Here is a 24,480-nt window from a genome sequence, read left to right on the forward strand (position 1 = left end):
GGCTGGCAATCCAGTTTAGGCTATTGTTCACAATGTTCTTAATGTTCTCAGTGGTTAGGAGGATCTTCTAATACTCCAGTAGTTACTCAGAACAGATGGATAGCCCAAAGTCTCTATCCCATACCAGCATAAACCGCTTCTGCTCCATTCTAAAAAAATTCGGCGTTTTCCTGCTTTCTATGCTTGATTGGACTCACGGCAAGCTTATCCTTCCAATTTGGACTAGCGGCAAAGTTATGGTTCCAAACTGTCAATTTCATCCAAAATTAGCTGACGCAAGAATGAGGGTTGTAGTGTTGTTGACGGCAAAGTTATGGTTCCAGTAACGGCAAAGTTATGGGTAAAGTCACAAAACTAGTTGACGCACTTTTACCGCTTCAGCAACCAGGGGAATTATAGTACCAGCCATTGAGTGACCGACTAACACAATATCATCATCAGTTTTTGGCAGCGCTTGAATTACTACATCCGCAAGTTGGGACAAAGTAGCAGATGCATTTTCAATTGGTAAATCCATTGCTACAGTTTTGTGACCCTGTGTTTCTAAGTAGGGAATTAGCAAATCCCAACACCAAGTAGCTTGGAAAGCACCGTGAACTAGACAATATAGACTCATATCAATTGAATAGTGGTAATTGTGGACGAGTTATTTAACTTCTCTTCTTTTTTAGCAAATTTTAAACCTTGACCAGGTAAGTTACATCAGCACCTGCAATATATTCAAACAGCAGTTAAAACAGGCTGAAAAGGTTGCAATAAAATACCCAAAATTTTATCAACTTCTTTAATATAATACTCAGTCGAATCTATATAAACAGTCGTCCCTTCTAAAAATAAAAACTTCCAGTTCGTTCCACTAGTAACCGAGCCGTAAATTCGCCCAACTTCATTGCCTTGATTTTGATTGAACAACTGTGCTGCAATCATTGCCGCTACACATTGACCCAGACCACCGATAATATCTTCTTTTTTCGCTTCAAAAATAAACATTACCGGAGCAGAAATAAATAATTGCTCTTGGGAATTACTGATTATATAATCGCAAAAGCCTTGTAAGCCTAGAGTTGCATCAACATTAAATTCATTTCCAGAGAACAGCGAGATTTTATTATTTAATAATCTTCTGACCTCTGCAAGGATTGGTGCAATTAAAAACTCTGACCTGGCTTTTTCCGTTGAAATTGCAGTTGCTAAAGGAATGTAATCTATTAAAATCGTTCTGAGAGTTTCTGATGGTGTAACAGGTTTTGTATCAGCAAATAAATTCCGAGTTTCATCGAGTGTTAAATCAAAACTCTTTTTCACCTGAGCGAGACTAAAATCCCTGTATGCCATCCTTCCACCTTCTGATTATCTAGCAGTTCTCAGTTGGATGCAACACCTCTGACCTCTCTCCTCTTAGGCTATCCATTACCCGCATCTTTCTCAACAAAAATACAACTTACTTAAAATATGCCAAAAGCATTGATAGGTATAGTTTTTGAGAGAAGAGAATATTTGAGGGTAATGGTGCATCATGGAAAAATGGGCAGCATCCGAATTAAAACAGGCAGATTTAGGAGACGCAAGACGAAACAAGCGTCTGGTAAGGATCGTAGAAGACTTGGCAGCACAACCAAGCAGCAGCGTACCTCAAGCCTGTGGAAACATACAAGCAAAACCCAGAGCGTGATGCAAGGACAGCAAAACTAACACTCTTTCAAGCCACTTTTGAGATACAAGTACCCTTACACCATATCCGACGTTTACAGTTGAAGCCTGTAAAATTGCAGGTAATTCTGGCACTTGAAGAAAACCCGCCAGATGGAATCAAACCGATTAGCTGGTTGTTGCTTACTACCCTTAAAGCTAACAGTTTTGAAGAGGCTGCCCGTTGCGTTCGCTGGTACACATATCGTTGGTTGATAGAACGTTACCACTACACATTAAAAAGTGGTTGTGGAATTGAAAAATTACAGCTTGAAACCGCAAGGCGAATCGATATGGCACTGGCAACATATTCAATTGTGGCGTGGCGTTTGTTATGGCTAACTTATGAAGCCAGATTTAACCCTGATATGCCATGTGATTCTGTTCTAGAAATCGATGAATGGCAGTCTTTGTGTGCCACTATCAACAAAAATCCAATCCCACCCAAAAAGCCGCCTTCTTTACGCGAAGCAGTACGAATGATTGCAATATTAGGTGGCTTTTTAGGTCGAAAGGGTGATGGAGAACCTGGTGTTAAGACTATTTGGCGGGGATTACAGCGATTACACGATATCGCTGCAACCTGGAAACTACTCTACCAGAATTGTCAAATATGTATTTAGCGATCGCCGATCAAATTAACCTTATTCACATTCTCCTCCTTTTGTCAACTATCTACATGTTGCATTGTTCCATAATCCTTTTCCTGACTTACTTACAGCAATGTTAAGAAACATGTGACTAATGCATAGCCTAAGAGGAGAGAGGCTTTGAATCTTACTCCCCTTCCCTTGCAGGGAAGGGGCTGGGGGTTAGGTCTATCTTGCCTTGATTCGCCAACTCTTTCGCTCTCGCCTGGGAATCAAACTTTAATTTATTATCCCACTGCTGCGCTTTGCGAAACTTTTCAACCGCGCCATTAATATCATCATTTCGCGCTAACTTCTCACCTTGGATAACTAACACTGTTGCCGCTTGCGCTAATTGAGATAGAGTTTGGCATGTTTGCAACTCTTCTAACACTTCTGGATGGGCAATTAGGTAATTATTCAACAAGTTGCAACCACTGAGTAATAAACCATTGAAATCCAAGTCCCATAAAATTACAGTCTTGTCACCACTGCCAGAAGCCAGTGTCTTGCCATTGGGGCTGAATCCGACGCTAAAGACCGAACTGCTATGCCCAGTCAGGGTTTTGATCGCTTTGCCTGTGCTGACATCCCAGAGTTTGATCGTCTTGTCAGCACTGCCAGAAGCCAGTGTCTTGCCATCGGGGCTGAATCCGACGTTATAGACCGAACTGCTATGCCCAGTCAGGGTTTTGATGGCTTTGCCTGTGCTGACATCCCAGAGTTTGATGGTGTTGTCATCACTGCCAGAAGCCAGTGTCTTGCCATCGGGGCTGAATCCGACGCTAATGACCGAACTGCTATGCCCAGTCAGGGTTTTGATCGCTTTGCCTGTGCTGACATCCCAGAGTTTGATCGTCTTGTCTTCACTGCCAGAAGCCAGTGTCTTGCCATCGGGGCTGAATCCGACGCTAATGACCAAACTGCTATGCCCAGTCAGGGTTTTGATCGCTTTGCCTGTGCTGACATCCCAGAGTTTGATCGTCTTGTCTTCACTGCCAGAAGCCAGTGTCTTGCCATCGGGGCTGAATCCGACGCTACTGACCGAACTGCTATGCCCAGTCAGGGTTTTGATCGCTTTGCCTGTGCTGACATCCCAGAGTTTGATCGTCTTGTCAGCACTGCCAGAAGCCAGTGTCTTGCCATCGGGGCTGAATCCGACGCTACTGACCCTACTGCTATGCCCTTCTAAGGTATTTACCTCGATCGCACGATTTTCTTTCTTCTCATTTGGCTTTAAGTAAACCGCTTGCTGTAAAGTTCCTACAGCTTGCATTACGGTATCGCTTCTGTGCTGCGCCCAAAGTGTATGCTTGAGTTTGCTACCTGCCCTTAAGGCTGTTATTAAAGCATCTGGATGTTGTCCAGAAACAGCAAAGGCTTCAGAAGAATTATTGATGGCGTTAATTTGACTAACATTTGCCTCTACTGCCCACTGGAATGTTGCCGCCGCTAAAACAGCAAATCCTAAACCTGCGGTTATGGAACCAAAAAGGGCGCGTTTGAGAACACGATTAAGTTTTACTTCACTTTGTTTTCTTTGTTCTCGTTCTTTTTCTAGTTCCGCCATCACCTGCTTTAACTTCGGTTCTTGTTGCTGGCGGATAAAGGCGGCGATGTAGTCATGTACCAGTTGATAACGGTCAGCGGGGTTTTCTGGTAGCAAAACCACTAAGCCGGATTGGACAAAAATTTCTAACACTAAATCTAATTTACTGATTTCAGAAACTTGTTTCTCCCTAGCTTTTGATCCCCCCGCCTGCGGCGATCGCCTTAAAAAGGGGGTTGAAAGAATAAAGCCCCCCTTTTTAAGGGGGGTTGGGGGGATCTCCGAGAAGTACGGGAACAAATCGCGTTCCAACTCAGCGCGAGTCTTTAGAGGGCGAGTTCCTTTTTCATCGGTCAGCAAATAGAGTAATATGTCTGCTGCTTGCTGATTCTCAACACCGCAATCATTAACAACTTCATGCAAATAACGCTTAACCAATTCGTCTTTAGTACCACGCTGCCGATATTCTGCCAGAGTTGTAATATTCTCCGTTTGCAGTTGCGCCCCCACAACCTGCAACTCAATGGGACGAACTTCACCCAATTCTCCAGCTAAATCTTGTACCAGTTGTTCGACTAAAGCAGGTTCTAAGTGAAAGCTAGTATTTTCAGTTAAACGCTGAATAATTGATTTCGCATCATCAGGTGAGAAATTCCCTAACTTGTAAAGCACATTATTACTGAGAATGTCATTGCCAATAATCTTGAGACTTGACAAATCATTGCACTCCAGCAAGTAATGGATGTAATCCACCCGCAGCGATAAGATAACTTTTACGGATAGAACATTCAAACACTCTCCCAGAAACTCAAAGAATTGCTTTCTTTGTGCAGGTTCGGTGTAAACAAAGAAAAATTCCTCAAATTGATCAAAAATTAGCACCGTGCGGAGGTTGTGCTGTTCGTTTTCTTTAAGTTTGGATATTAAATATTGCGGAGTTCCGAGTTCCGAGGTCGAAGTGCCGAGTTCCGAGGTCGAAGTTCCGAGTTCAGAGGTCGAAGTTTCGAGTTCAGAGGTCGAAGTTCCGAGTTCAGAGGTCGAAGTGCCGAGTTCAGAGGTCGAAGTGCCGAGTTCAGAGGTTGAAGTGCCGAGTTCAGAGGTTGAAGTGCCGAGTTCAGAGGTCGAAGTTCCGAGTTCAGAGGTTGAAGTTCCGAGTTCAGAGGTTGAAGTGCCGAGTTCCGAGGCTGAACGTTGAGGTTCTGACTCTCCCCACTCAGGAGAGACGCGATTCATCGCGTCTCTACAAACTCCCCATTCCTCACTCCCTCCCAAAAGCCTCCCCAACTCTTCCACCCAGTTGGTGTAAACGCGCATTACCACCGGCAAATAATCTTGAGTGCCGATGGCTTTATTCTTTAAAGCTGGCATTAGTCCCGCATTCACCAGGGAACTTTTGCCTACACCCGATTGCCCATGAATTACTATCAACTTATAATCAGGGCGACCCATGCGTTCAATTAAACGTTCTACATCCAAAAGACGACCAGATGCAGCAATTTCTGGGGCAATGTTCCCTTGAGGATAGTTTGAGCGCAATGTCTCTACAAATGCCTGTTTTGTAGCTTCTAACCTACCCGCACCAATAAAAGCCCGCAAGCCAAATTGCTGTTCAATGGAACGCCGTTGCTGTTTAACTTTGTATGCTTTGAGATATTTTTGCTGCTCAAAATAAAGCTGCTGCAAAAATCTGAGAATATCCAAATAAAGCCTGACATCTTCTAGGGGATTACCCACATCCATAGAAGTTTCTAAGCTGAGAGTTGCCTCTTTAATTTGACCTAAATAGTATTGAGAACGACCTAAAATAAATTGATATAAGCTCAAGTCTTTTGATTTTAAAACCCTTTCGGGAATATCAGATAAAATCCCTGATATATTCGCTGATTCCAGATTTGGAATCGCAGCAAAAACTTCTAATGCTTGCTTAACTAACTGATTTGCTTTAACCCAGTTTTTTTGAGCCAAAGCCACCTCAGCTAAAAAACCGTAATCTTTGGCTATTTCCCTTGGCTGCTTGTCATTTTGATGGATTACTAAAGCTTGTTCAGAAAGACTCTGTAATATTTCCCACTTTTTCAAGTCTCGCAAGATATCACCGAATTTCACTACTGCGTTAGCAATTAAATCTGGACTTTGAAACTGGCCAATAAAATTTATATACTCTCGAAGATAATGCCAAGTTGTCTGCCCATCTTGAGAATTGATATCTTGATGCTTCAAAGCTTTGAGATAATAGCAAAAGCTAATCTCACCGAGAATTTTTGCCTGTCTTTCTAAATTATGACTTTGCTCCCAGAGCTTATAAGCTTTGTGATAATGCTCTAATGCCGAATCTTTTTGATTATTTATTTGTTTAATAAAACCTAATAAAGATTCTAAATTAGCTTGAATATCTAAATTATAAATATCTGGCTTTTTAATTAAATCTCTTTGCGCCGCTTCTAATTCATTTTCCAGCTTAATATATACATCGACGCTAAATTTTAAGTTATTACTAAACCACTGATTAGCCGTTTCGATAATAAAATCTACTAATTGTTGGGTTGATATATCAAAATTTCTCGTAGTTGCCCAACTTTCTAAATCTGGTGCAAGCTGTATTAGTTGCTTGTAGATTTCATCGTCAATCCACAACACTAAGGGAAAAGCAAAATTCTTGCGAAACTCTTCCCGCACTTGATTTGCAGAAGTTAACATCACAGATAAATTCTGCACTGATTCCAAACCCACAACCATCACACAGGCTGGTATTTCTGCGCCAAATTCTTCCTGAATAGTAGTATAAAGAGTCCTGTTTGATTGCTGCACCGTCAAGACACGAATTTCAACTTGAGAAATTTCTTGCAGTCTGGAGATTAAGCGATCGCGCAAGCTGGCATAATTACACCGTGCCAAAATCAGCTTAAACTGTCCCACAGAGGATTCGATCGCCCAAGCTAATTGTTTCAGAGAGCGCAGGTGTAGCCCGTCGTAGACATCGCTGTTTACACGATCATCTTGTGATGGTTGCGAGTCTGTCATAAGTCATAAGCTGACGTAAATATAGAGTGTAGGAGGCAGAGGAAAGATTAAAGACTACAAAATTAAACTTCCTGGCGTTTTAATTCCTGTATCAATACTTGAGTGCGTTTGCTAGCTTCTCTTGCTTGTTGTCTAAAATACTTGGCTTGCTGACGGTCACTTAAGCATACTTCAGATGCTTTTCTACTAAATTCAACAGCTTGTTTACTGAGTTCTTGAATACGAGTCTTTAACTCTTGGATTGTTTTCATATTTCCTCCTGTTCTGAAATTACAATCTCTAAATTTTCTATCTCTTCATAAAGTCTATCTGCTCTACTAGCGAGTAAGCTAGCGTCCTCAAAATCGTTGTTTTCTATGGCTTTATCTGAGGCTGAGTATAATTCTTCTGTGATTTGGTGCAATTGTGCATAAGCTTTTAACAAAACATTTTTGGTTTCTGATTTCATAATCTAATTATTCATCGGTTCCCTGATTCCTCACTGTAATTCCCTAGCCTCTGCCAAGACGGGATTAACGTCAAACCAAGACTCGCCACTATCCCGATATTCAAACACAAACCGACTGCGGATCAGTTTTTGATATCCGTGGTCATCACTTACCTTTTTCCTTTCCTTGACATGACGTAACAATTGCCACTCATCCTCAGAAATCGGTAACATAATTTCATTCCGCCGAGAACGAATCACTTGCTCTAAGGTTTCACGAGTTAGGGGAAGACTCATCTCTTCCATAATCCAGGTATTCAGTAGCCTCAGCACGTCCCGCACATGACCACCGCTCATTTGACATAAACGCTCTAGGCTGGCAGCACTATCAAAAATCTCGGTAACTTTATTTAAACGCTCCTCTGGTGTCATGTCAGGAAAAGCTCTAGCTAGTACCATCTGCTGCATGAGTGCCATTCCCTGTGTATGAACACTGCCATCAGACCATTGTACAGGTACCATTGGTAACACCTTGGGGTCTTCTGGGAAACGCTGAGTCAGCATTCCGTAATCATTGGAAAACTTCAAAGACAAAGGCATGGTGTAGATGAGATGACAATTCAGCTTCGTCAAAAACTCACCCTGATCGACAAATAAATATTCCTGTTGCGGACGACCCCAAGGTTTGGCACGATTATCTATGCGGTCAAGATTATCGACAATTACCACTAGACCATTTTTACCTTGCTGTTTAAGTTTAGCGATCGCAGGTTCCAATAATTCTTGATTAATCGCTTCCAGCAGTTTAGTTTTTTGCGGTGCTAAATACTGATTGAGTTTTTCTCGCAGCATTGGGTCATTTTTCATCTTCGCGGTGATTTCACCAATGCCCACAGACAGAGAAAACTTATCTTTATCTGCGGATAAACCGACATCACCAAGCACCGGAAGCTTAACTTTTCCCGCCGTCACCTCGGAGTTTAAGACCTTCCAAGCACCTTGCAGCAACTCATTAAACTTGTTGGGTGTCTCCAGAGTAATTTTATCCAGACTTTGACTCACCCGCCGAGCGATCGCTAGCAGCACATCAGCAATATCGACATCGGTCATTTCCAAGTCATCACTCGACTCAAAATAGACGACATGGAAACCTAACTTTTCCAGTTCTGCCTGTAACCGTAATAGTTCTGTCGATTTCCCACAACCAATATGCCCAGTAAATAAAGTGCAAGTGGGTTCATTCGGCTTAAAAAAAGTAATTTTCTGCTTCAGCTTGCCAAGAATATCACCACCTCGTACCGAGGAAAAATCTATATAATACTTGCCATCAGAACTATTGTTGACAAACAGAGTTCTGCTGGGATCGCTAGCCTGATAAAATTCCCGTAAATCTATGGACATAACCTGGTAGTGCAATAATCTGGTATTGTCTTAACATATCCTTGTGGAAAAGGATAAAGTTATTTACATCTTTGCATCTCAATATTTCGGAGAATTTTCGCATTTACTACCTCAAAGGCGATCGAATCGTTTATTAATCTCCAAACACGAAATTTAATCAACTTGTAGCAAATTCTCTGCGTGCCTTTGCGCTTACCTCTGTGCGACGGCAGTCGCTACAACGGGGGGAACCCCCGCAACGCGCTGCCTCCCCTTTGCGTTTAAAAATATTTAAGTTATCTGCAAAAACCCAGACTATTTTTTGATACTATTTAAGACCGGACTCCTTAAATATTGATTGACGTATGAGCAAAGGTACCCTGTTTGACAAAGTTTGGGACTTACACACCGTTGGTACACTTCCCTCAGGGCTGACGCAACTATTTATCGGGCTTCACCTAATTCATGAAGTCACCAGTCCCCAGGCCTTTGCTATGTTACGCGAGAGGGGTCTAAAAGTACTGTTTCCAGAGCGGACTGTCGCCACGGTGGATCACATTGTGCCCACAGAAAACCAAGCGCGTCCCTTTGCCGATAGCTTGGCAGAGGAAATGATTCAGGCACTCGAAAATAACTGTCAAGAAAATAACATAACTTTTTACAACATCGGTTCTGGTAGCCAGGGTATAGTTCACGTGATCGCTCCAGAACTCGGACTGACCCAGCCAGGAATGACGATCGCTTGTGGAGATAGTCACACATCAAGTCATGGGGCATTTGGTGCGATCGCATTTGGTATCGGTACTAGTCAAGTCCGAGATGTTCTCGCTTCCCAAACCCTCGCTCTCTCAAAATTGAAAGTCCGCAAAATAGAAGTTAACGGCACTCTCAACCCAGGAGTTTACGCCAAAGATGTCATTCTGCATATCATCCGCACCCTTGGCGTGAAAGGTGGTGTGGGTTATGGCTACGAATTTGCAGGTACGACATTTGAGCAAATGAATATGGAAGAGAGGATGACTGTCTGCAACATGGCGATCGAAGGCGGTGCTAGATGCGGGTACGTCAATCCCGATCGTGTCACCTACGATTACCTCAAAGGCAGAGATTTTGCACCCATTGATGCAGATTGGGATAAAGCAATAGCTTGGTGGGATTCCATCAAGAGCGATGCAGATGCCCAATACGATGATGTAGTAGTATTCGACGCTGCGGAAATTTCTCCTACCGTCACCTGGGGGATTACTCCCGGTCAAGGTATCGGTGTCAATCAGTCAGTACCTCAACCGGAAGAACTGCTGGAAGAAGACCGATTTATTGCCGAAGAAGCTTACCGCTACATGGATTTATATCCTGGTCAACCGATCAAGGGCACTAAAATAGATGTCTGCTTTATTGGGAGTTGCACCAACGGCAGAATTAGCGATTTGCGAGAAGCAGCGAAAATCGCCAAAGGTCGCCACGTTGCCGAGGGAATTAAAGCCTTCGTTGTCCCCGGTTCTGAACGGGTGAAGGAAGAAGCGGAAGCTGAAGGACTGGATAAAATCTTTCAAGAAGCCGGATTTGAATGGCGAGAACCGGGATGTTCTATGTGCCTAGCCATGAACCCCGATAAGCTACAAGGAAGACAAATCAGCGCCTCTTCCTCGAACCGCAACTTTAAAGGCAGACAAGGTTCCTCTTCTGGTCGGACATTGTTAATGAGTCCGGCGATGGTCGCCACTGCTGCCATTAAAGGCGAAGTTTCTGATGTGCGCGAGTTGCTGTAACCCCACTTCCTAGCATAGAGAAATCTCTTAAACTTTTCTTTCTTTCTTTGTGTCCTTTGCGTTCTTTGCGGTTCGTTTTCTATATAAAACTATGGTGAGTGAAGTTAAAACAGTTTCAGGGCGCGGTATACCCTTAGTGGGCAATGATATAGATACCGATCGCATCATTCCCGCGCGATATTTAAAAGCCGTTACCTTTGATGGGTTAGGTGAAGGCGCGTTTATTGATGACCGGACAGCACTCAAAGGTGAACATGCCTTTGACCAACCCCAATACAAAGGCGCGAATATTTTAATAGTCAACCGTAACTTTGGCTGTGGTTCATCACGGGAACACGCACCCCAAGCGATCGCAAAATGGGGAATCCAAGCTTTAATCGGTGAAAGCTTCGCCGAAATCTTTTTCGGTAACTGTGTGGCAATGGGCATACCTTGTCTGACAGCCGATGCTGTGACTGTTAAACAACTGCAAGATTTAGTCGCTGCCAATCCCCAAGCGGCTGTGACAGTGAATTTGGAAACCTTGCAAGTGCAAATTGGTGATTACACCGCCCCAATTGCGATCGGTGAAGGTACAAGAAGCACATTTATTTCTGGAACTTGGGATGCTTGCGGTCAGTTGGTGGCCAATGCTGACCAAGTTCGGGCAACGGCTGCAAAGTTACCCTACGTCGGTTGGGGCAATTTAGCTGCGAGTTAGTATTTTCTCATTCCCTGGCTGTCAGCTAGGGAATGTTAATTTATAGCTTTTGTTTGCATTATTCAGCCAGAGCTAACAATAGCGCAATCTATTTCAGATTTGGCATAGTAGATATATAGCCAAGTAATTCTAGACTATGCCATTAATAAACCCTCCTCTCACTAAAGAAAATTTTATTAACTCTCGCTGGCAGGACGTGGTTAATAGCAGCGAGAGAAAAGAGTGTAGTGCTTACAACAGAGTCTTCTGGAATAAGGCACAGGAAGCAAAAGAGGCAGGAAATGTCAGAGAACAGTCTGTCTTTGAGATTTTGGCGTTCGTGACTGGTGTTGCAATTAAGCCAGAATCAACAGATGAGTTTTTTGCTGAAGTTTTTCAAAATCTTACTGATGAACATTTAAATTTTCTTACTGAAATTTCTCCTGAAGTATCAAATCCAGAACTGCAAGCACGAATTGCGGACATTCTCTGGGTTAAAAAGCGCAATTATCAGATGGCACAGTTAGCAGTTACAGCCTACTTACAATCTGCCACAGAATTAGAAGATCCTGAAAAGTGGATTTGGTGTTTCGAGAGGATTGAACGCGCACTTCGTTTAGCACGCAAAATTAATTATCAAGCTGAATTAGTTGTCGCACGTATAGAAACAGTCCTTGATCGCTACAAGGGAGAAGATTCACGTTGCTTCTCAGCGAAGCTAATGGAGCTTTTGCAAGAATATCGAATTGGCGACCCCATAAAATATGCTGCTCTTGCTGAAAAAGCCGCTAATTTAGCAGAATCAGTACACCATTGGCGCAAAGCTAGAAAATACTGGGAAATTAAAGCAAAATGGCATCTTTTTGCAAAGGATGGAGATAAAGTACGTACAGCACAGATGCTTGCTGCCGAAACCTACGTTAAAGAAGGTGACGATGCTTTAAAAAGAACGCCTTCAAGCTACCTAGTGGCATCACATTTTATGCAGAAAGCTGTTGAGGCTTTTAGAACAGTCTCAGGTACAAAGGAAGAAATTGAAACAGCAAAACAAAGAGAAGCTGAGGTTCATAAACTCCTCATCCAGTATGGAGAAGAATCTCGAAAAGAGTTAATTGCTGTTTCTCGTCAGGTTAATGTTAATCCGGAAGTGATAGAGCAAGCTAGAGCGCATGTTAGAGGGAAAGAATTTCAGGATGCGCTTTTTTCCTTGGCTTTTTTGGGAACTTCACCGTCAGTTTCATCTCTTCGACAGGAAGTCCAAAATACAACTCATCAGTATGTCACGTCTCATCATTTCCCAGTAGTTATGATCAATAATATGGGTAAGGTGGTAGCCCGACAATCTAGCTCAGTATTATCTAGTAACTCTGAAGATGCTGAGAAAGCAATTCAGTTTGAGATGTACCGTTACGCAGTATATTATCAAACTTTTCATGCTCAAACATCTATTGAACCAGCCAGATATCATATCAATCTAGAACACAGTGTGCGAGTTGATGACTTACTTTCAATTGTTTTACATAGTCCTTTTGTAGCTCCAGGCCGAGAATACCAGTTTGCAAAAGGGCTTTACGCTGGATTAACTGGGGATTTTTTCACATCTACTCATATTCTCATTCCTCAAATCGAGAATTCTATTCGCCATATACTTTGGCAGCAGCAGGGTGCAATATCTTCTAAACTCGATAAGGGAATTCAGGATGAATTTTTATTGAAGCAGATCCTTTCCCGTCCAGAGATAACTGCAATTTTTGATGAGGACACACTATTTGATCTCAAGGGTCTACTAATTGAGCGTGGAGGTTCAAATTTAAGAAACCGTATGGCTCATGGTTTAATTAATGATGGTGAGTTCAATAGCCCTATCATGTCTTACTTATGGTGGGTTACATTACGGCTTTGTTGTTTGCCAATGTTAAAACATGAACAACAGGTTGAAGAGTCTAATCCTTGGGTTAAGTTTGATGGTATTTTCAAAGATGACCCACTTTTTGATGATTTTGTAGAAGATATGGCTGTAAATCGAAGTGAATTAGATGCAGAAGTCGCTGCTTATGAGGCTTCCTTAGAGGAGAATCAGTCAGCTTGAGCCAATATATCCTCGATACCGATCATGTTACTCTTTCTCAACATGGTAATTCTAAAATTTTACAACGCGCTCAAGCTGTCGGAAGTTCCAACATATTTATTACAACAGTCACACTCGAAGAACAATTAAAAGGCAGATTAGCTTCTATCAGCAAATGTACTACTAAACCAGAACTGCTAGCTGTTGCTCATAGAAATTTGCGAATAACCCAGATTTACTTTTGTAGTATGAATTTGCTGGAGTTCGACGACGCAGCATACAGTCGCTACCAAAGTTTGCGCCAGCAAAAAATCCAGGTAGGTACGCAAGACTTAAGAATTGCTGCGATCGCTCTGGCTCACGAGGCAATTGTCGTTACGCGTAATCAGAAAGATTTTAGCAAAGTTCCTAATTTATCTCTTCAAGATTGGACTATGGATGGGTATTCTTAAAAACACACAAAAACAAATCACGTGTTTAATATAATGCCTATTACACTAGGTAAGATACTGAACTTACGCTTTGTAATAACGCTTAAAATTCTTTTTTATACTACTTTTAACAAGATTTTTCTCTCTTCATAGAAGTCATTTGTTGACTATGTGATTAATATCTTTGAAACAGTGTATGGACTTCAGACTTAGGTGCTAAATTTAACCATTAGGTATTTAATCCTCGTACATCATAAGCACTATTTTAAACTTTAACGACAATCGTTCAATCAGTTGAAACCTAGTTTACACAAGGCATTCGCTAGCTATTGGTTCTTTTTAAGATAACGTGAAAAGTCAGGATACAGTCAGGCATGTCTCTAAAATTCATAGTGAAGAAGTTTTACAAAAACCAATATTCTGCATAAAAGAAGAAAATATCTCTGAGTAATACTTAGCAGCTAAAAACTATCAGTTTTGTAGTTCATAGAGAGAAACTAGTACTTCCATACATTTATTAAAAATGAAGTATTAGTAACTCATTGTTCACTTAGAGAAATTAAGAATTAGGAGTATTAATCATGGCAGTAAATTGGATTCCAGGCCCAGGACCGACTAATGGAGCAGATATAGGTATTAGTAATGCCGCTTCTGATAACTTGAATGGTTTGGATGGAAATGACAGCCTTTTTGGAAATGCTGGTAATGACCTGTTACGAGGTGGCGATGGTATCGACTTTCTATCCGGTGGCAATGGAGAGGATACCCTAATCGGAGATCGTGGCAACGACACCTTCAGTGGCGGAAACGGCAACGATCGCCTCATCTGGAACAATGGTGATGGTAGCGACAGAATCAGCGGTAATGCTGGCTTTGACGTGGTTGAGGTCAACGGCGCGGGTGTAGGAGATAACTTCCGCCTAGAACAAGATGCTCAAGGCAGAGCAATCTTCGATCGGCTGAACTTGGTTCCCTTCACTCTGACTGTAGACAGTGCAGAGAGGTTTGAAATCAATGGTGGTGGAGGTGATGATACCCTCGATGTCAACAGCCTCTCAGGAACTTCTGTAAATGCAGTCTGGTTCACAGGCGGGGCAGGAAATGATGTGCTCGATGGTAGTGGTACAGCGACACCATTGAGAGCCTTGGGTGGTGAGGGTAATGACAGCCTGACAGGTGGTACTGGCAATGACTTCCTCTCTGGTGATACCGGTAATGACCTGTTACGAGGTGGTGATGGTATCGACTTTCTATCTGGTGGAGACGGTAACGATACCATACTTGGCAATCGTGGCAACGACACCTTCACTGGTGGAAACGGCAACGATCGCCTCATCTGGAACAATGGTGACGGTAGCGACAGAATCAGTGGTAATGCTGGCTTTGACGTAGTTGAGGTCAACGGCGCGGGTGTAGGAGACAACTTCCGCCTAGAACAAGATGCTCAAGGCAGAGCAATCTTCGATCGGCTGAACTTGGTTCCCTTCACTCTGACTGTAGACAGTGCAGAGAGGTTTGAAATCAATGGTGGTGGAGGTGATGACATCCTTGATGTCAACAACCTCTCTGGAACTTCTGTAAATGCAGTCTGGTTCACAGGCGGGGCTGGCAATGACTTCCTGGATGGTAGTGGTACAGCGACACCATTGAGAGGCTTGGGTGGTGAGGGTAATGACAGCCTGACAGGTGGTACTGGCAATGACTTCCTCTCTGGTGATACCGGTAATGACCTGTTACGAGGTGGTGATGGTATCGACTTTCTATCTGGTGGGGACGGTAACGATACCATACTTGGAAATCGTGGCAACGACACCTTCACTGGCGGAAACGGCAACGATCGCCTCATCTGGAACAATGGTGACGGTAGCGACAGAATCAGTGGTAATGCTGGCTTTGACGTAGTTGAGGTCAACGGCGCGGGTGTAGGAGACAACTTCCGCCTAGAACAAGATGCTCAAGGCAGAGCAATCTTCGATCGGCTGAACTTGGTTCCCTTCACTCTGACTGTAGACAGTGCAGAGAGGTTTGAAATCAATGGTGGTGGAGGTGATGACATCCTTGATGTCAACAACCTCTCTGGAACTTCTGTAAATGCAGTCTGGTTCACAGGNTGGGGCTGGCAATGACTTCCTGGATGGTAGTGGTACAACAACATCGTTGAGAGCCTTCGGTGGTGAGGGTAATGACATTCTCTATGGTGGTGCTGGCAATGACTTACTCTATGGAGATGCTGGTAATGATACATTACGAGGTGGTAAAGGTAATGACATCCTGACTGGTGGTGCTGGTGGCGATCGCTTTGTATTCAACTCAGGTGCTGGGTACAATAGTGCCGATCTCGGTGTAGATAAAATTACTGACTTCAGCAACTTTAGCGATAAAATTGTCCTCGATAAGACAACTTTTGGCGGACTCAATAATCTGTTCCAAATTAGGATAGTAGCTAATGATGCAGCAGCTGCAACTAGCTCTGGACTCATTACTTACAGTCTTGGAACTGGCAACTTGTTCTTCAACCAAAACTTGACATCACCAGGCTTTGGGACAGGTAGTCTGTTTGCCAACATTGATAACGATAACAATCAATTCACAGCCCCACCATTATTATCAGCGACAAACTTTGAGATCGTTGCGTAAACATCTCTTAAAATCCGTAGAGGCTAAGGTATGTCTGCAAGCTTACAGCTAAATCCAAATTAGCAATCATCAATATTGCTAATTTGGGATAATTGAATCCTCCTCATACTTCAAGTACGGGGAGGATTTTACAGCAGTTTTCTTTCGCATGAAGTATGAGGTTACGGAGGCAGAAGACAGACACTCTTTATAGATCAATACAGTTCAGTTAAGCAATTTTTTTCCTTCTCTTACGATATTTCTATCTCTAGGAGCAAATTCCGTTAAGATACTTAGCCCAAGTTACGATTTATGAAATTTAGGTTTTTTGTCGATTCGCGCAATACCTGCGGCAGGCTATGCGTAAGCACACCACAGATTTAGCTGAAAAGGCGAGAAACATCAACGAAACCATCATGAAGACTGACAATATTTGAAACTTCTGAATACATACTTCCGACTTTACCTGATTGATGGGTAAATAAATTATGACAACCCACAATTATCAGTAGTTCTTGAGCGCGGGAAAAAGCAACATTTACCCGTTCTGGTTTCTTTGCAAATCCCACATCTCCTTTGCTATTGTTGCGAACCATACTGACAATTACAACGGGTCTTTCCATTCCTTGAAATCTATCTACTGTACCAGTACGAATTTCTAGGGAAGGGAAAAGTTCAGATTGCAGACGTTCATCAATTTTTCTTAATTGAGCGCCATAAAATGTAATTACGGCAATTTCTTTTTTGGGTTCACCATTAGCAACTTTAGAAGCCCAAGTAGCCTCAAATTGTTGACACAAACATTCAATCGCATCAATTTCTGGAGTATTAAAGTACGAAGTTCCATTTCGTTGCTCTAAAAACTGATTCTCTATAGGCGTTTTTACCCAGAGAAGATGCTGAGATTCTTGGATAATTTCGCCTGCTAGATGATGTGCGCGTTTTGTATCAGGCTCCAAAATCCCAGATTCTAGTTTACCGTCATAAAACTGATTGATTGCTCCCATAATAAAAGGGTGCATTCGATATTGTGTAGTTAGCATTTGTTTGATGCTTTCATCAGCAGATTCAAACTGACTTTTAAACAATGATTCTTCTAAGAATTGTAGTTCGTCTCGTGTATTACCCATTGTTTGAGCAACTTCTTCTATAGTGCTGGTATCAAGCATGGGTGGTAATTGCCGATGATCGCCTACCATAACTAACTTTTTGCCTTTCAAAGCTGGGATTAGTAACTCTGGTGGAGTACACTTACTAACTTCATCAATGATAACGACATCAAATGATTTGAATTCTTCAGAAAAACCTCTATTTGCAGCTTGAACACAGGTGATCCCGACGACGTTTGCATTATCTAGATAGATACGCCTTAAATCGTCCCTATCGCCTTCAGTTGGCTCTCTTAATTTTCCTATCCAATCTTGAACAAAATTCTGATATTTATTGAGATAAGTTTCGTCTGTCTGGAGTTGTTGCTGCCAAGATTCAAACTGAGTATTGATATTGCGTAAAAACTCTATACTATATAAGTCAGCTTGTGAATTTTCTGGTTTAAATTTATCAGGTATTGTTTGCCATTCTGCCAACCACCAGCTTCGTTCTTCTCTTAGGTTTTCTGATGGCTGTGGTTGTGATTTTTGTTCTACCTCACGTAGATTAATTTGTAATTTCTGAAGTTGCTGTAGAGAAGTTTCAGTTTCTTCTTGTAGCTTTGATAAATGCTCATTTAGAGAATGTTTAATTATCTCCAGTACAGCAAAAGGTTCTAATGATGAGATTAAGGTTTGAAGCTGACTGATAGAAGTTTCGCAGTAATTTACTTGATTTGCAAATTCTTGGGGTTGCTCCCAAATGTTTGATTGTGTTGCAAGATATTTTTCAACTAGAATACGTAATTGATCGGGGATATTTTTTTGATTAAGTTCTTGCAAGTTATTAATAACTCGTGCAAGTTGGGAATTAGCATCTTGCTGTGCTTTTTCTACCTCAGCTTGAGTAATAGATATTTGCTGTTGGCTAACTTCATTTTTCTGAAGTTCATTTAATTGTCGTTGCAGATGCTGAAGCTGTTGTTCAGTTTCAGTTTTGACTTTTAAAACGCATTGACGCGCATTTGCAAGGATAGTATCTAGCAATTCTTCTGTAAGGCGAGTGAGAGTAGAGTCGATATTATTCCATTCCCATGATGCACCATAAGCCCGTTGCATTCTAACTAAGAAAACCTGGGTATTTTCAACTAGTAATTTTCGCTGTTTGGGGTTGAGTAGCTGATAGTTGTTGAACTGTTGATAGGTTTCTTGCCATTGGGTGCGGTCGTTCTTTGATAGCACCATTGGAATCTGGCTAAAGTTTTGTTGTAAAAAATAGCTGAAATTATGCTGTTTCCCCTGTCTATCAGTAAAGCCTCCGTCTATTTCATAAGCGATCGCTTTTGTCAACAAGTCCCATTCAGGTAGGTTAATTTTATAAGTTTTTGGTACTATTGGTAGTTTTAATGTGTTAGCAAACATCAACAAACCTAGCGGTAAGTCAACTAAATTTTCTGTGAGTGGTAAACCTGATTGATGACATTCTTTCAAAGTTTGATAGAGATGAGAAGGTGCTGTAGATTTCCATTCCTTAACTGCTGAGATAATGTAATCTATTTCCCGTTGGCGATTTTGCCATATCTGGATTGTTTGCTGTATATTTTGCAGTTTGGTAAGATATTGCTGATAATCTGGTTGTAACTGATTCAATGAGGCGAAATTTTGTTTGACAACCTCCACTGATGCTGCAACTTCTAAGATGGCTTTACTTACCTCTTGAGCATAAGTCAAAGAAGTTTTAAATCCAGAAATTTCTATTGCTACAGTTTTATGCAACCAAGCCGCTAAACCAAAAGCACCAAGCGCTGGACGCACAAAGCCAAGTTCATCAGTATATTTGATAGTTTTACGAACATTTGCTAAAAATTCTTCTACTAAACTGTTACCTTCTGTGTAGGGCTTAAGAAGTGGCAAAAAATCTGTAACTTCTGAGGCTTCCCAGTTGATATTTGGTGCAGTATTTAATATATTTTCTAATCCTGCAATTAGTGATTCAACCTCGTTATATTTTTCTACAGTTTCGTTGTAACATTTTTCTTGATTTTTAAAGTTAGCCTCTAGTTTTAACTTATTTTTATTGAATTTAGTTTGTTGCTGATTAAGTTCTTCCTCTGCTTGTAAGTAGGCTGTAAATCTTTGTGATGATGCCAGTAATTGAGTGAAAATTTTTATATTTTCCAGCCGCTGAGTCAGATTATTTTCGCAATCATTTGCTGTATTTTCTAGCCATCTGCCAATCACTTGGTCTTCTAAAAATGGCTGTCCTTCTTCCCCAACTTTTTCGGCTCTCCCCTTTCGTACAGCCCGAATCACTGGGTTGTGAACTAATCGACTCAGGGCGTTATCTACTGCTAAATTGGCTTGAGATGCAATTAGAGTGCGTCCACCGCGAAGGGCAATTTGATAGCAAATCTCGGCAATTACGGTAGTTTTCCCAGTACCTGGCGGCCCTTGGATGAGAACAAGATCCTTAGCGGCAAGTACCTTTTCTACTGCTGCTTTCTGACCAGGATTTGCAGAAGATAATAATAAATCTTGTGGTTGAAGTTCAACAGTTGTTTTGATTTGTCTAGCCTGAGAAGCATCGAATAAAAAGTTACCCAAATACGGATTTTGGGTGTAACCGTTATTCAAATCATCTAAAGCTTTTTTCTTGCGCTGAATCTGCTGAATATCACCAACTGCTTCAAAACACAAAAATCCTGTATCTGGTAACTTATAACGCTCTGCTGCCATGAATTCGGCTAAGTCACGTTCTAATCTCAGGCTGATAATACAACGGTTGGGGTCAACCTCTTCAACAGTCCCTAATTGACGACCGCTAATCCAATTTTTGCCGACGGGAGCAGTTTCAAAAAGCTTTAAATCTTCGTTTTTTGTGCGTCTTGCTCGTTCCCAGAAGTTTTCTAATTCGAGGGAATTTTGATAAAAGCCGTCAAGGGTGGCTGAGGCTACATCAATTTCAAAACTGATTCGTCTTTTGAAGTTATAGTTATGACTTACGTAACGCACGCAAAACTGACGCGCTTTAGCGATTTTTTCTTCAATTTGCAAAAACGCTTTCCAAGCTTTAAGCTGATCTTCTGTAGGCACATTTTCGCCACAAACTGGTGCGGCTGCAATGCGTTTCAATGTTGCAGCCGGAATGTCGAGATGATGCTGATGATTAGGTAGCAAACGTAAGCGACAAGGTATAGCATAGCTATCGGCGTGTCCCCGTGAGAGCTGTAATAACTGAGCCGATAGTATTTTTAAACCTCCGCGTCCATCTTTTGGTACAGCCGCTCTAAATCCTAATGTTTTTCTGAGTTTCTCAAGTCTTGCGGGTAACGGAAACTCATCCGAGTCTGTTGCTATTGTCAAATCCCAAATTTCTTCTCTTGCTTCTTTCCCTGCACCTTTACGACGTACATAAAATAGAGAAGGCTTTTTCCCGACACATTCATACATTAACTCATTGGCGCGATCGCGCCGCTCTCTAAATTCAGAATATGATTTAAGGGCCGCTTCACCTTCAAGATGGCGGATAAAGCTATCAATTGCCGAAGCTATAAACATATAGCCCCAATCTTCAGAGGTTGTTTTAGTAGTTTTCGAGGATTTTGCTGTTAGTTTATTAATCGCTACACGAATGCGTTCTGCATCGGATTCTGAGATTGCGCTAGTATGGCTTTTAACTGCAATTTTGAGTTTTTCACAAATTACTAATAGCTTCTTGTTATCTAAATTTAATTCTTTTGCTAGTTCGTAGACTCTGAGTTTGCCGTTGTTCATCCACTATTTACCTTGTCCGTATTAGCCCAACCGTCTTGAACGTTTTACAGATTTAAAAATACTTTTTGCAATCGCAAAAACCATGATTATTATGACACCGTAAAACAAGGCATCTAATAAAAATGCCCCAAAATTTATACTGGAAAAATCTTCAACTCCGATTGTCCCCCAGCCACCTGTAGGTGAGCTACCAACCTCGCCGTCATGCACTACTGGGAATGGGAACCCAGCCGTTAAAGAATCACCACCCATACACGCATTTGGAGAACATGGTTCACTTGAGCAGAGTTGTTTACAACCTGGAGGATTCTGATACCACAGCGATAAAATAGTTAACGGAATTCCTAACAATGTACTTAATATTATTACTGTTATTGCTTTTCCCAATTTTCTCATCGAAGGGACTTCCTAAGAATAGAGGCTGTATCAAAGTTTATACTGTTGATAAACTTCACTGGCGGCGCGATGTAGCAGGGAGTGTCGCCATACTAAAGATTTCATATCATCAGCATAACCCCCGCCAATGACGCAAGCGACAGGATAACCGCTATTCACACAGGTACTCAAAACCTGCATTTCTCGTCGGAAAATGCCAGCATCGGTAAGGGCTAATTTTCCCAAGCGATCGCCTATATGAGGGTCAACACCAGCATCATAAAATACTAAGTCTGGCTTGACTTTAGACAATAAATCTGATAAGTAATTCGCCAAGGTTTGCAAATAGGCGTCATCTTCCATTCCCACCGGCAAAGGAACATCCAAATCGCTGTTTTGTTTAGTACCGGGGAAATTGATTTCGCAGTGCATGGAGAAAGTAAAAACGCTGTCGTCATCTTGGAAAATAAAAGCTGTGCCGTCTCCTTGATGGACATCTAAATCTACAATCAGGATTTTTTGGACAAGTCCGAATTTTTGTAAAACACGACAAGCGATCGCTAAATCGTTGAAAATACAAAAACCAGACCCATAACTAGGAAAGGCGTGATGAGTTCCACCAGCAGTATTACAAGCTAAACCCTGACTTAGTGCTAGTTTTGCAGTAAGTATCGTACCACCTACAGCTACACAAGTACGATTCGCTAATGCTGGACTCCAAGGCAAACCAATGCGTCGCTGTGCTTTGGGATCTAGGGTTCCTTCACAGTAAGCTTGAACGTAGCTTGGAGTGTGGACTAACTCTATCAATTCTGGCGGCGGACGTTGGGGGGTGTGAAATTGTTCTTGATTAGCGACATTATCAGCTAACAGCAATTCGTAGAGTTGTCGGAACTTAGACATCGGAAAGCGATGTCCTTCAGGTAGTGGAGCAATGTAATCTGGGTGGTAAATAATTGGCAAGTCCATAAGGAAAGAAAATCTCAAGCAGCTAATCCCACAACTAACAAGCTAAAATTTAGCCATAATCACAGCAAAAATGCTGCTCTCCTAAATCTAAAATTTCAAATTGATATGATGGAATGGATTACACCTATTGCATTTATTCTAGCTGGCTTACTGGCTGGAGTAATTGGTGAAAAAGTTATTTTCAAAAAGCTGGAAATATTCGTTAATAATAAACGAATTGCTGGGGGTAATATTATATTTTACTCTCTGCACCGCATGACATTTATTTGGTTTGTCATTGCCGGTTTTTTTTGGGCAGTTTTGAGCGCACCTCTAAAACCAGATATTGCGATCGTACTGCAAAAAGTTTTGACGATCGCACTGCTGTATTCAGTAACCCTAGTTTTAGCAAGATTGAGTGCTGGTTTTGTTAATTTATTTATTCGCAGAACAGAAGGAGTTCCCACATCACTAATTTCTAACCTTGCGAAGATTACTGTTTTAGTTTTGGGAACATTAATCATATTGCAAACAGTGGGTGTTCAGATTACACCGATAATCACGACTTTAGGGATTGGTGGTCTGGCAGTTGGTTTGGCACTTCAAGATACCTTAGCAAATTTGTTTTCTGGCTTTTACTTAATTATTTCTAAGCAAGTTAGAACCGGAGACTATGTAAAATTAGATGCTGGACATGAGGGATATGTTATAGATATTTCTTGGCGTAATACAACAATTAAAGAAATTTCCAATAATATAGTCATTGTTCCTAATTCTAAGTTGTCTTCTGCAATTTTCACAAACTATCATTTACCCGCAAAGGAAATTACTTTAACAATGGATGTTGGCGTAAGTTATGATAGCGATTTGGAAGAAGTTGAAAAAGTGACTGTAGAAGTGGCCATTGAAGTCATGCAAGAAATTGCACCAGAATTAAAAGAAAATGAACCATATATCAGATTTCATACTTTTAATGATTTTAGTATAGATTTTACGCTTTATATGCGCGTTAGTGAATACTTCGATCAACGCATTGGTAAACATCTATTTGTCAAAAAATTGCACAAGCGCTATCAGCAAGCAGGAATTGAAATTCCCTTTCCCATCAAAGAGGTTTATCTACAAAATAATATAAATCAATAAAAGTTTGGCACTCAATCCAGACTAACCCTTGCTAAGGAAGGTGTTTTATAGAAAGGGGAGGGAGACGGCGTTTATATCGTCCTTGCAGATTTTTGGTGAGCAATACGCAGGCGAAGATGGCGGTTGAAAGCAGCACTACACTAGCTCCAGAGGCAATGTCGAGGTAGTAGCTGAGGTAGATACCGACAAACGAAATCGCAGCTCCTAAAATCCCGGAAAGAATCATCATATAACCAAAGCGATCGCTCACTAATCGGGCAATTGATGCTGGAATCACCACTGCTGAAATAATTAGAGTTACCCCCAAGACGTTCAGCGTCGCCACTAGTAAAGTTGCCAACATCAAAGCAAATAAAGTATCCATTGCAAAAACGGGTACACCATGAACCTGAGCAACTTCCCGGTCAAAACACCAAAATAGCAACGGGCGATAAAACAAGAAAACCAGACTGAGTAAGACAATCGTCACACCCGTCACCACCCACAAATCATTAGGGGAAACGCCCAACACATTCCCAAACAAAGCGGCTTCAAAGTTTTGGCTAAACTTGCGATAGCTACTAATTACAGCTACTCCTAAAGCAAAGCTAGCAGTTGTCACAATCCCAATAGCTGCATCCGAGTAAATTTTGCGTCCGGTCAAATATTGAATCAACAGAGCAGCTGCAAAACCCCAAATTCCAGAGCCAATGTAGAAATTCAAGCCTAGTACATAACTCAGCACGGCTCCTCCCAAAATTGCATGAGATAAACCGTGGGCAATGTAACTCATTCTGCGAGTTGTAATATAAACTCCCATAATGCCGCATAATAGCCCCGCCATCACGCCTACTAAGATGGCACGGCTAAAAAATTCGTAGCGAAAGGGTGCTAGTAAAAAATCCATATACAGTT

The 24,480-nt window shown here is 41.6% G+C and carries 18 protein-coding genes and 1 pseudogene; 9 read left to right on the forward strand and 10 right to left on the reverse strand.

What is annotated here, in order from left to right:
- Positions 1-346: 346 nt before the first annotated feature.
- Both CDG76_RS09090 and CDG76_RS09095 read right to left on the reverse strand, forming a co-directional pair.
- On the reverse strand, positions 347-616 hold the full coding sequence (locus CDG76_RS09090) for an alpha/beta fold hydrolase (protein ID WP_223265181.1): 270 nt from the start codon (positions 614-616) through the stop codon (positions 347-349).
- 104 nt (positions 617-720) lie between these two features.
- A complete protein-coding gene (locus CDG76_RS09095; RefSeq protein WP_094348689.1) occupies positions 721-1,335 on the reverse strand; it encodes a hypothetical protein in 615 nt (204 codons plus the stop codon).
- Between the two features lie 181 nt (positions 1,336-1,516).
- Here CDG76_RS09095 and CDG76_RS09100 point away from each other — a divergent pair, with 181 nt between their 5' ends.
- Positions 1,517-1,672 (forward strand): IS4/Tn5 family transposase DNA-binding protein, encoded by a 156-nt coding sequence (locus CDG76_RS09100; RefSeq protein WP_094348690.1) that lies wholly within the window; start codon positions 1,517-1,519, stop codon positions 1,670-1,672.
- Positions 1,653-2,312 (forward strand): annotated as a pseudogene (locus CDG76_RS09105) (IS4 family transposase); the annotation flags it as partial. The gene CDG76_RS09100 and the pseudogene CDG76_RS09105, both read left to right, overlap by 20 nt.
- Before the next feature lie 154 nt (positions 2,313-2,466).
- Here CDG76_RS09105 and CDG76_RS09110 read toward each other — a convergent pair.
- The 4 genes from CDG76_RS09110 to CDG76_RS09125 all read right to left on the reverse strand — a co-directional run bounded on the left by CDG76_RS09110 (position 2,467) and on the right by CDG76_RS09125 (position 8,716).
- Positions 2,467-6,888, reverse strand: coding sequence for a WD40 repeat domain-containing protein (locus CDG76_RS09110; RefSeq protein WP_094348691.1), 4,422 nt, complete (start codon positions 6,886-6,888; stop codon positions 2,467-2,469).
- Positions 6,889-6,950: 62 nt separating this feature from the next.
- Complete coding sequence (locus CDG76_RS09115) at positions 6,951-7,139, reverse strand: hypothetical protein (protein ID WP_094348692.1); 189 nt, start codon at positions 7,137-7,139, stop codon at positions 6,951-6,953.
- Positions 7,136-7,336, reverse strand: a complete 201-nt coding sequence (locus CDG76_RS09120; RefSeq protein WP_094348693.1) for a hypothetical protein — start codon at positions 7,334-7,336, stop codon at positions 7,136-7,138. The genes CDG76_RS09115 and CDG76_RS09120 overlap by 4 nt, the downstream gene beginning before the upstream one ends.
- Positions 7,337-7,366: 30 nt before the next feature.
- Positions 7,367-8,716, reverse strand: a complete 1,350-nt coding sequence (locus tag CDG76_RS09125) for an AAA family ATPase (protein WP_094348694.1) — start codon at positions 8,714-8,716, stop codon at positions 7,367-7,369.
- 344 nt (positions 8,717-9,060) lie between these two features.
- Here CDG76_RS09125 and leuC point away from each other — a divergent pair, with 344 nt between their 5' ends.
- The 6 genes from leuC to CDG76_RS09155 all read left to right on the forward strand — a co-directional run bounded on the left by leuC (position 9,061) and on the right by CDG76_RS09155 (position 16,279).
- Entirely contained in the window at positions 9,061-10,464 is a 1,404-nt protein-coding gene (leuC, locus tag CDG76_RS09130; protein WP_094348695.1) for a 3-isopropylmalate dehydratase large subunit, read from the forward strand.
- A gap of 91 nt (positions 10,465-10,555) precedes the next feature.
- Positions 10,556-11,164, forward strand: coding sequence for a 3-isopropylmalate dehydratase small subunit (leuD, locus tag CDG76_RS09135; protein ID WP_094348696.1), 609 nt, complete (start codon positions 10,556-10,558; stop codon positions 11,162-11,164).
- Between the two features lie 136 nt (positions 11,165-11,300).
- A complete protein-coding gene (locus CDG76_RS09140; RefSeq protein ID WP_094348697.1) occupies positions 11,301-13,232 on the forward strand; it encodes a DUF4209 domain-containing protein in 1,932 nt (643 codons plus the stop codon).
- The gene (locus CDG76_RS09145; protein ID WP_094348698.1) at positions 13,229-13,663 is read left to right on the forward strand and encodes a type II toxin-antitoxin system VapC family toxin; all 435 of its coding nucleotides are present in this window, start codon (positions 13,229-13,231) and stop codon (positions 13,661-13,663) included. The genes CDG76_RS09140 and CDG76_RS09145 overlap by 4 nt, the downstream gene beginning before the upstream one ends.
- A 560-nt stretch (positions 13,664-14,223) precedes the next feature.
- A complete protein-coding gene (locus CDG76_RS39385; RefSeq protein ID WP_094348699.1) occupies positions 14,224-15,768 on the forward strand; it encodes a calcium-binding protein in 1,545 nt (514 codons plus the stop codon).
- A complete protein-coding gene (locus CDG76_RS09155; RefSeq protein WP_094348700.1) occupies positions 15,734-16,279 on the forward strand; it encodes a hypothetical protein in 546 nt (181 codons plus the stop codon). Before CDG76_RS39385 ends, CDG76_RS09155 begins: the two co-directional genes overlap by 35 nt.
- 359 nt (positions 16,280-16,638) lie before the next feature.
- Here CDG76_RS09155 and CDG76_RS09160 read toward each other — a convergent pair whose 3' ends face one another.
- From CDG76_RS09160 to CDG76_RS09170, 3 genes are read right to left on the reverse strand one after another with little or no spacing between them, the layout of a single operon-like run.
- Entirely contained in the window at positions 16,639-21,120 is a 4,482-nt protein-coding gene (locus CDG76_RS09160) for a translation initiation factor IF-2 N-terminal domain-containing protein (RefSeq protein WP_094348701.1), read from the reverse strand.
- 21 nt (positions 21,121-21,141) lie between these two features.
- Positions 21,142-21,516 carry a hypothetical protein gene (locus tag CDG76_RS35975; RefSeq protein ID WP_143854050.1) on the reverse strand — a complete coding sequence of 125 codons (375 nt, stop codon included), beginning with the start codon at positions 21,514-21,516 and terminating at the stop codon, positions 21,142-21,144.
- Positions 21,517-21,546: 30 nt separating this feature from the next.
- Entirely contained in the window at positions 21,547-22,464 is a 918-nt protein-coding gene (locus CDG76_RS09170; protein WP_094348703.1) for a histone deacetylase family protein, read from the reverse strand.
- Between the two features lie 105 nt (positions 22,465-22,569).
- Between CDG76_RS09170 and CDG76_RS09175 the strand changes: the two genes are divergently transcribed.
- Positions 22,570-23,586 (forward strand): mechanosensitive ion channel family protein, encoded by a 1,017-nt coding sequence (locus CDG76_RS09175; RefSeq protein ID WP_094348771.1) that lies wholly within the window; start codon positions 22,570-22,572, stop codon positions 23,584-23,586.
- Positions 23,587-23,617: 31 nt separating this feature from the next.
- Here the strand turns inward: CDG76_RS09175 and CDG76_RS09180 are convergent, their stop codons facing one another.
- Positions 23,618-24,472, reverse strand: coding sequence for a metal ABC transporter permease (locus tag CDG76_RS09180; protein ID WP_094348704.1), 855 nt, complete (start codon positions 24,470-24,472; stop codon positions 23,618-23,620).
- Between the last annotated feature and the right edge of the window lie 8 nt (positions 24,473-24,480).

It is taken from the genome of Nostoc sp. 'Peltigera membranacea cyanobiont' 210A, assembly GCF_002246015.1.
Classification (GTDB): Bacteria; Cyanobacteriota; Cyanobacteriia; order Cyanobacteriales; family Nostocaceae; genus Nostoc.

What these genes read in the sequence shown, in the direction of transcription:
- CDG76_RS09090 (WP_223265181.1), bottom strand. Translation starts at nt 616, where the DNA reads ATGAGTCTATATTGTCTAGTTCACGGTGCTTTCCAAGCTACTTGGTGT.
- CDG76_RS09095 (WP_094348689.1), bottom strand. Translation starts at nt 1,335, where the DNA reads ATGGCATACAGGGATTTTAGTCTCGCTCAGGTGAAAAAGAGTTTTGAT.
- CDG76_RS09100 (WP_094348690.1), top strand. Translation starts at nt 1,517, where the DNA reads ATGGAAAAATGGGCAGCATCCGAATTAAAACAGGCAGATTTAGGAGAC.
- CDG76_RS09110 (WP_094348691.1), bottom strand. Translation starts at nt 6,888, where the DNA reads ATGACAGACTCGCAACCATCACAAGATGATCGTGTAAACAGCGATGTC.
- CDG76_RS09115 (WP_094348692.1), bottom strand. Translation starts at nt 7,139, where the DNA reads ATGAAAACAATCCAAGAGTTAAAGACTCGTATTCAAGAACTCAGTAAA.
- CDG76_RS09120 (WP_094348693.1), bottom strand. Translation starts at nt 7,336, where the DNA reads ATGAAATCAGAAACCAAAAATGTTTTGTTAAAAGCTTATGCACAATTG.
- CDG76_RS09125 (WP_094348694.1), bottom strand. Translation starts at nt 8,716, where the DNA reads ATGTCCATAGATTTACGGGAATTTTATCAGGCTAGCGATCCCAGCAGA.
- leuC (WP_094348695.1), top strand. Translation starts at nt 9,061, where the DNA reads ATGAGCAAAGGTACCCTGTTTGACAAAGTTTGGGACTTACACACCGTT.
- leuD (WP_094348696.1), top strand. Translation starts at nt 10,556, where the DNA reads ATGGTGAGTGAAGTTAAAACAGTTTCAGGGCGCGGTATACCCTTAGTG.
- CDG76_RS09140 (WP_094348697.1), top strand. Translation starts at nt 11,301, where the DNA reads ATGCCATTAATAAACCCTCCTCTCACTAAAGAAAATTTTATTAACTCT.
- CDG76_RS09160 (WP_094348701.1), bottom strand. Translation starts at nt 21,120, where the DNA reads ATGAACAACGGCAAACTCAGAGTCTACGAACTAGCAAAAGAATTAAAT.
- CDG76_RS35975 (WP_143854050.1), bottom strand. Translation starts at nt 21,516, where the DNA reads ATGAGAAAATTGGGAAAAGCAATAACAGTAATAATATTAAGTACATTG.
- CDG76_RS09170 (WP_094348703.1), bottom strand. Translation starts at nt 22,464, where the DNA reads ATGGACTTGCCAATTATTTACCACCCAGATTACATTGCTCCACTACCT.
- CDG76_RS09175 (WP_094348771.1), top strand. Translation starts at nt 22,570, where the DNA reads ATGATGGAATGGATTACACCTATTGCATTTATTCTAGCTGGCTTACTG.
- CDG76_RS09180 (WP_094348704.1), bottom strand. Translation starts at nt 24,472, where the DNA reads ATGGATTTTTTACTAGCACCCTTTCGCTACGAATTTTTTAGCCGTGCC.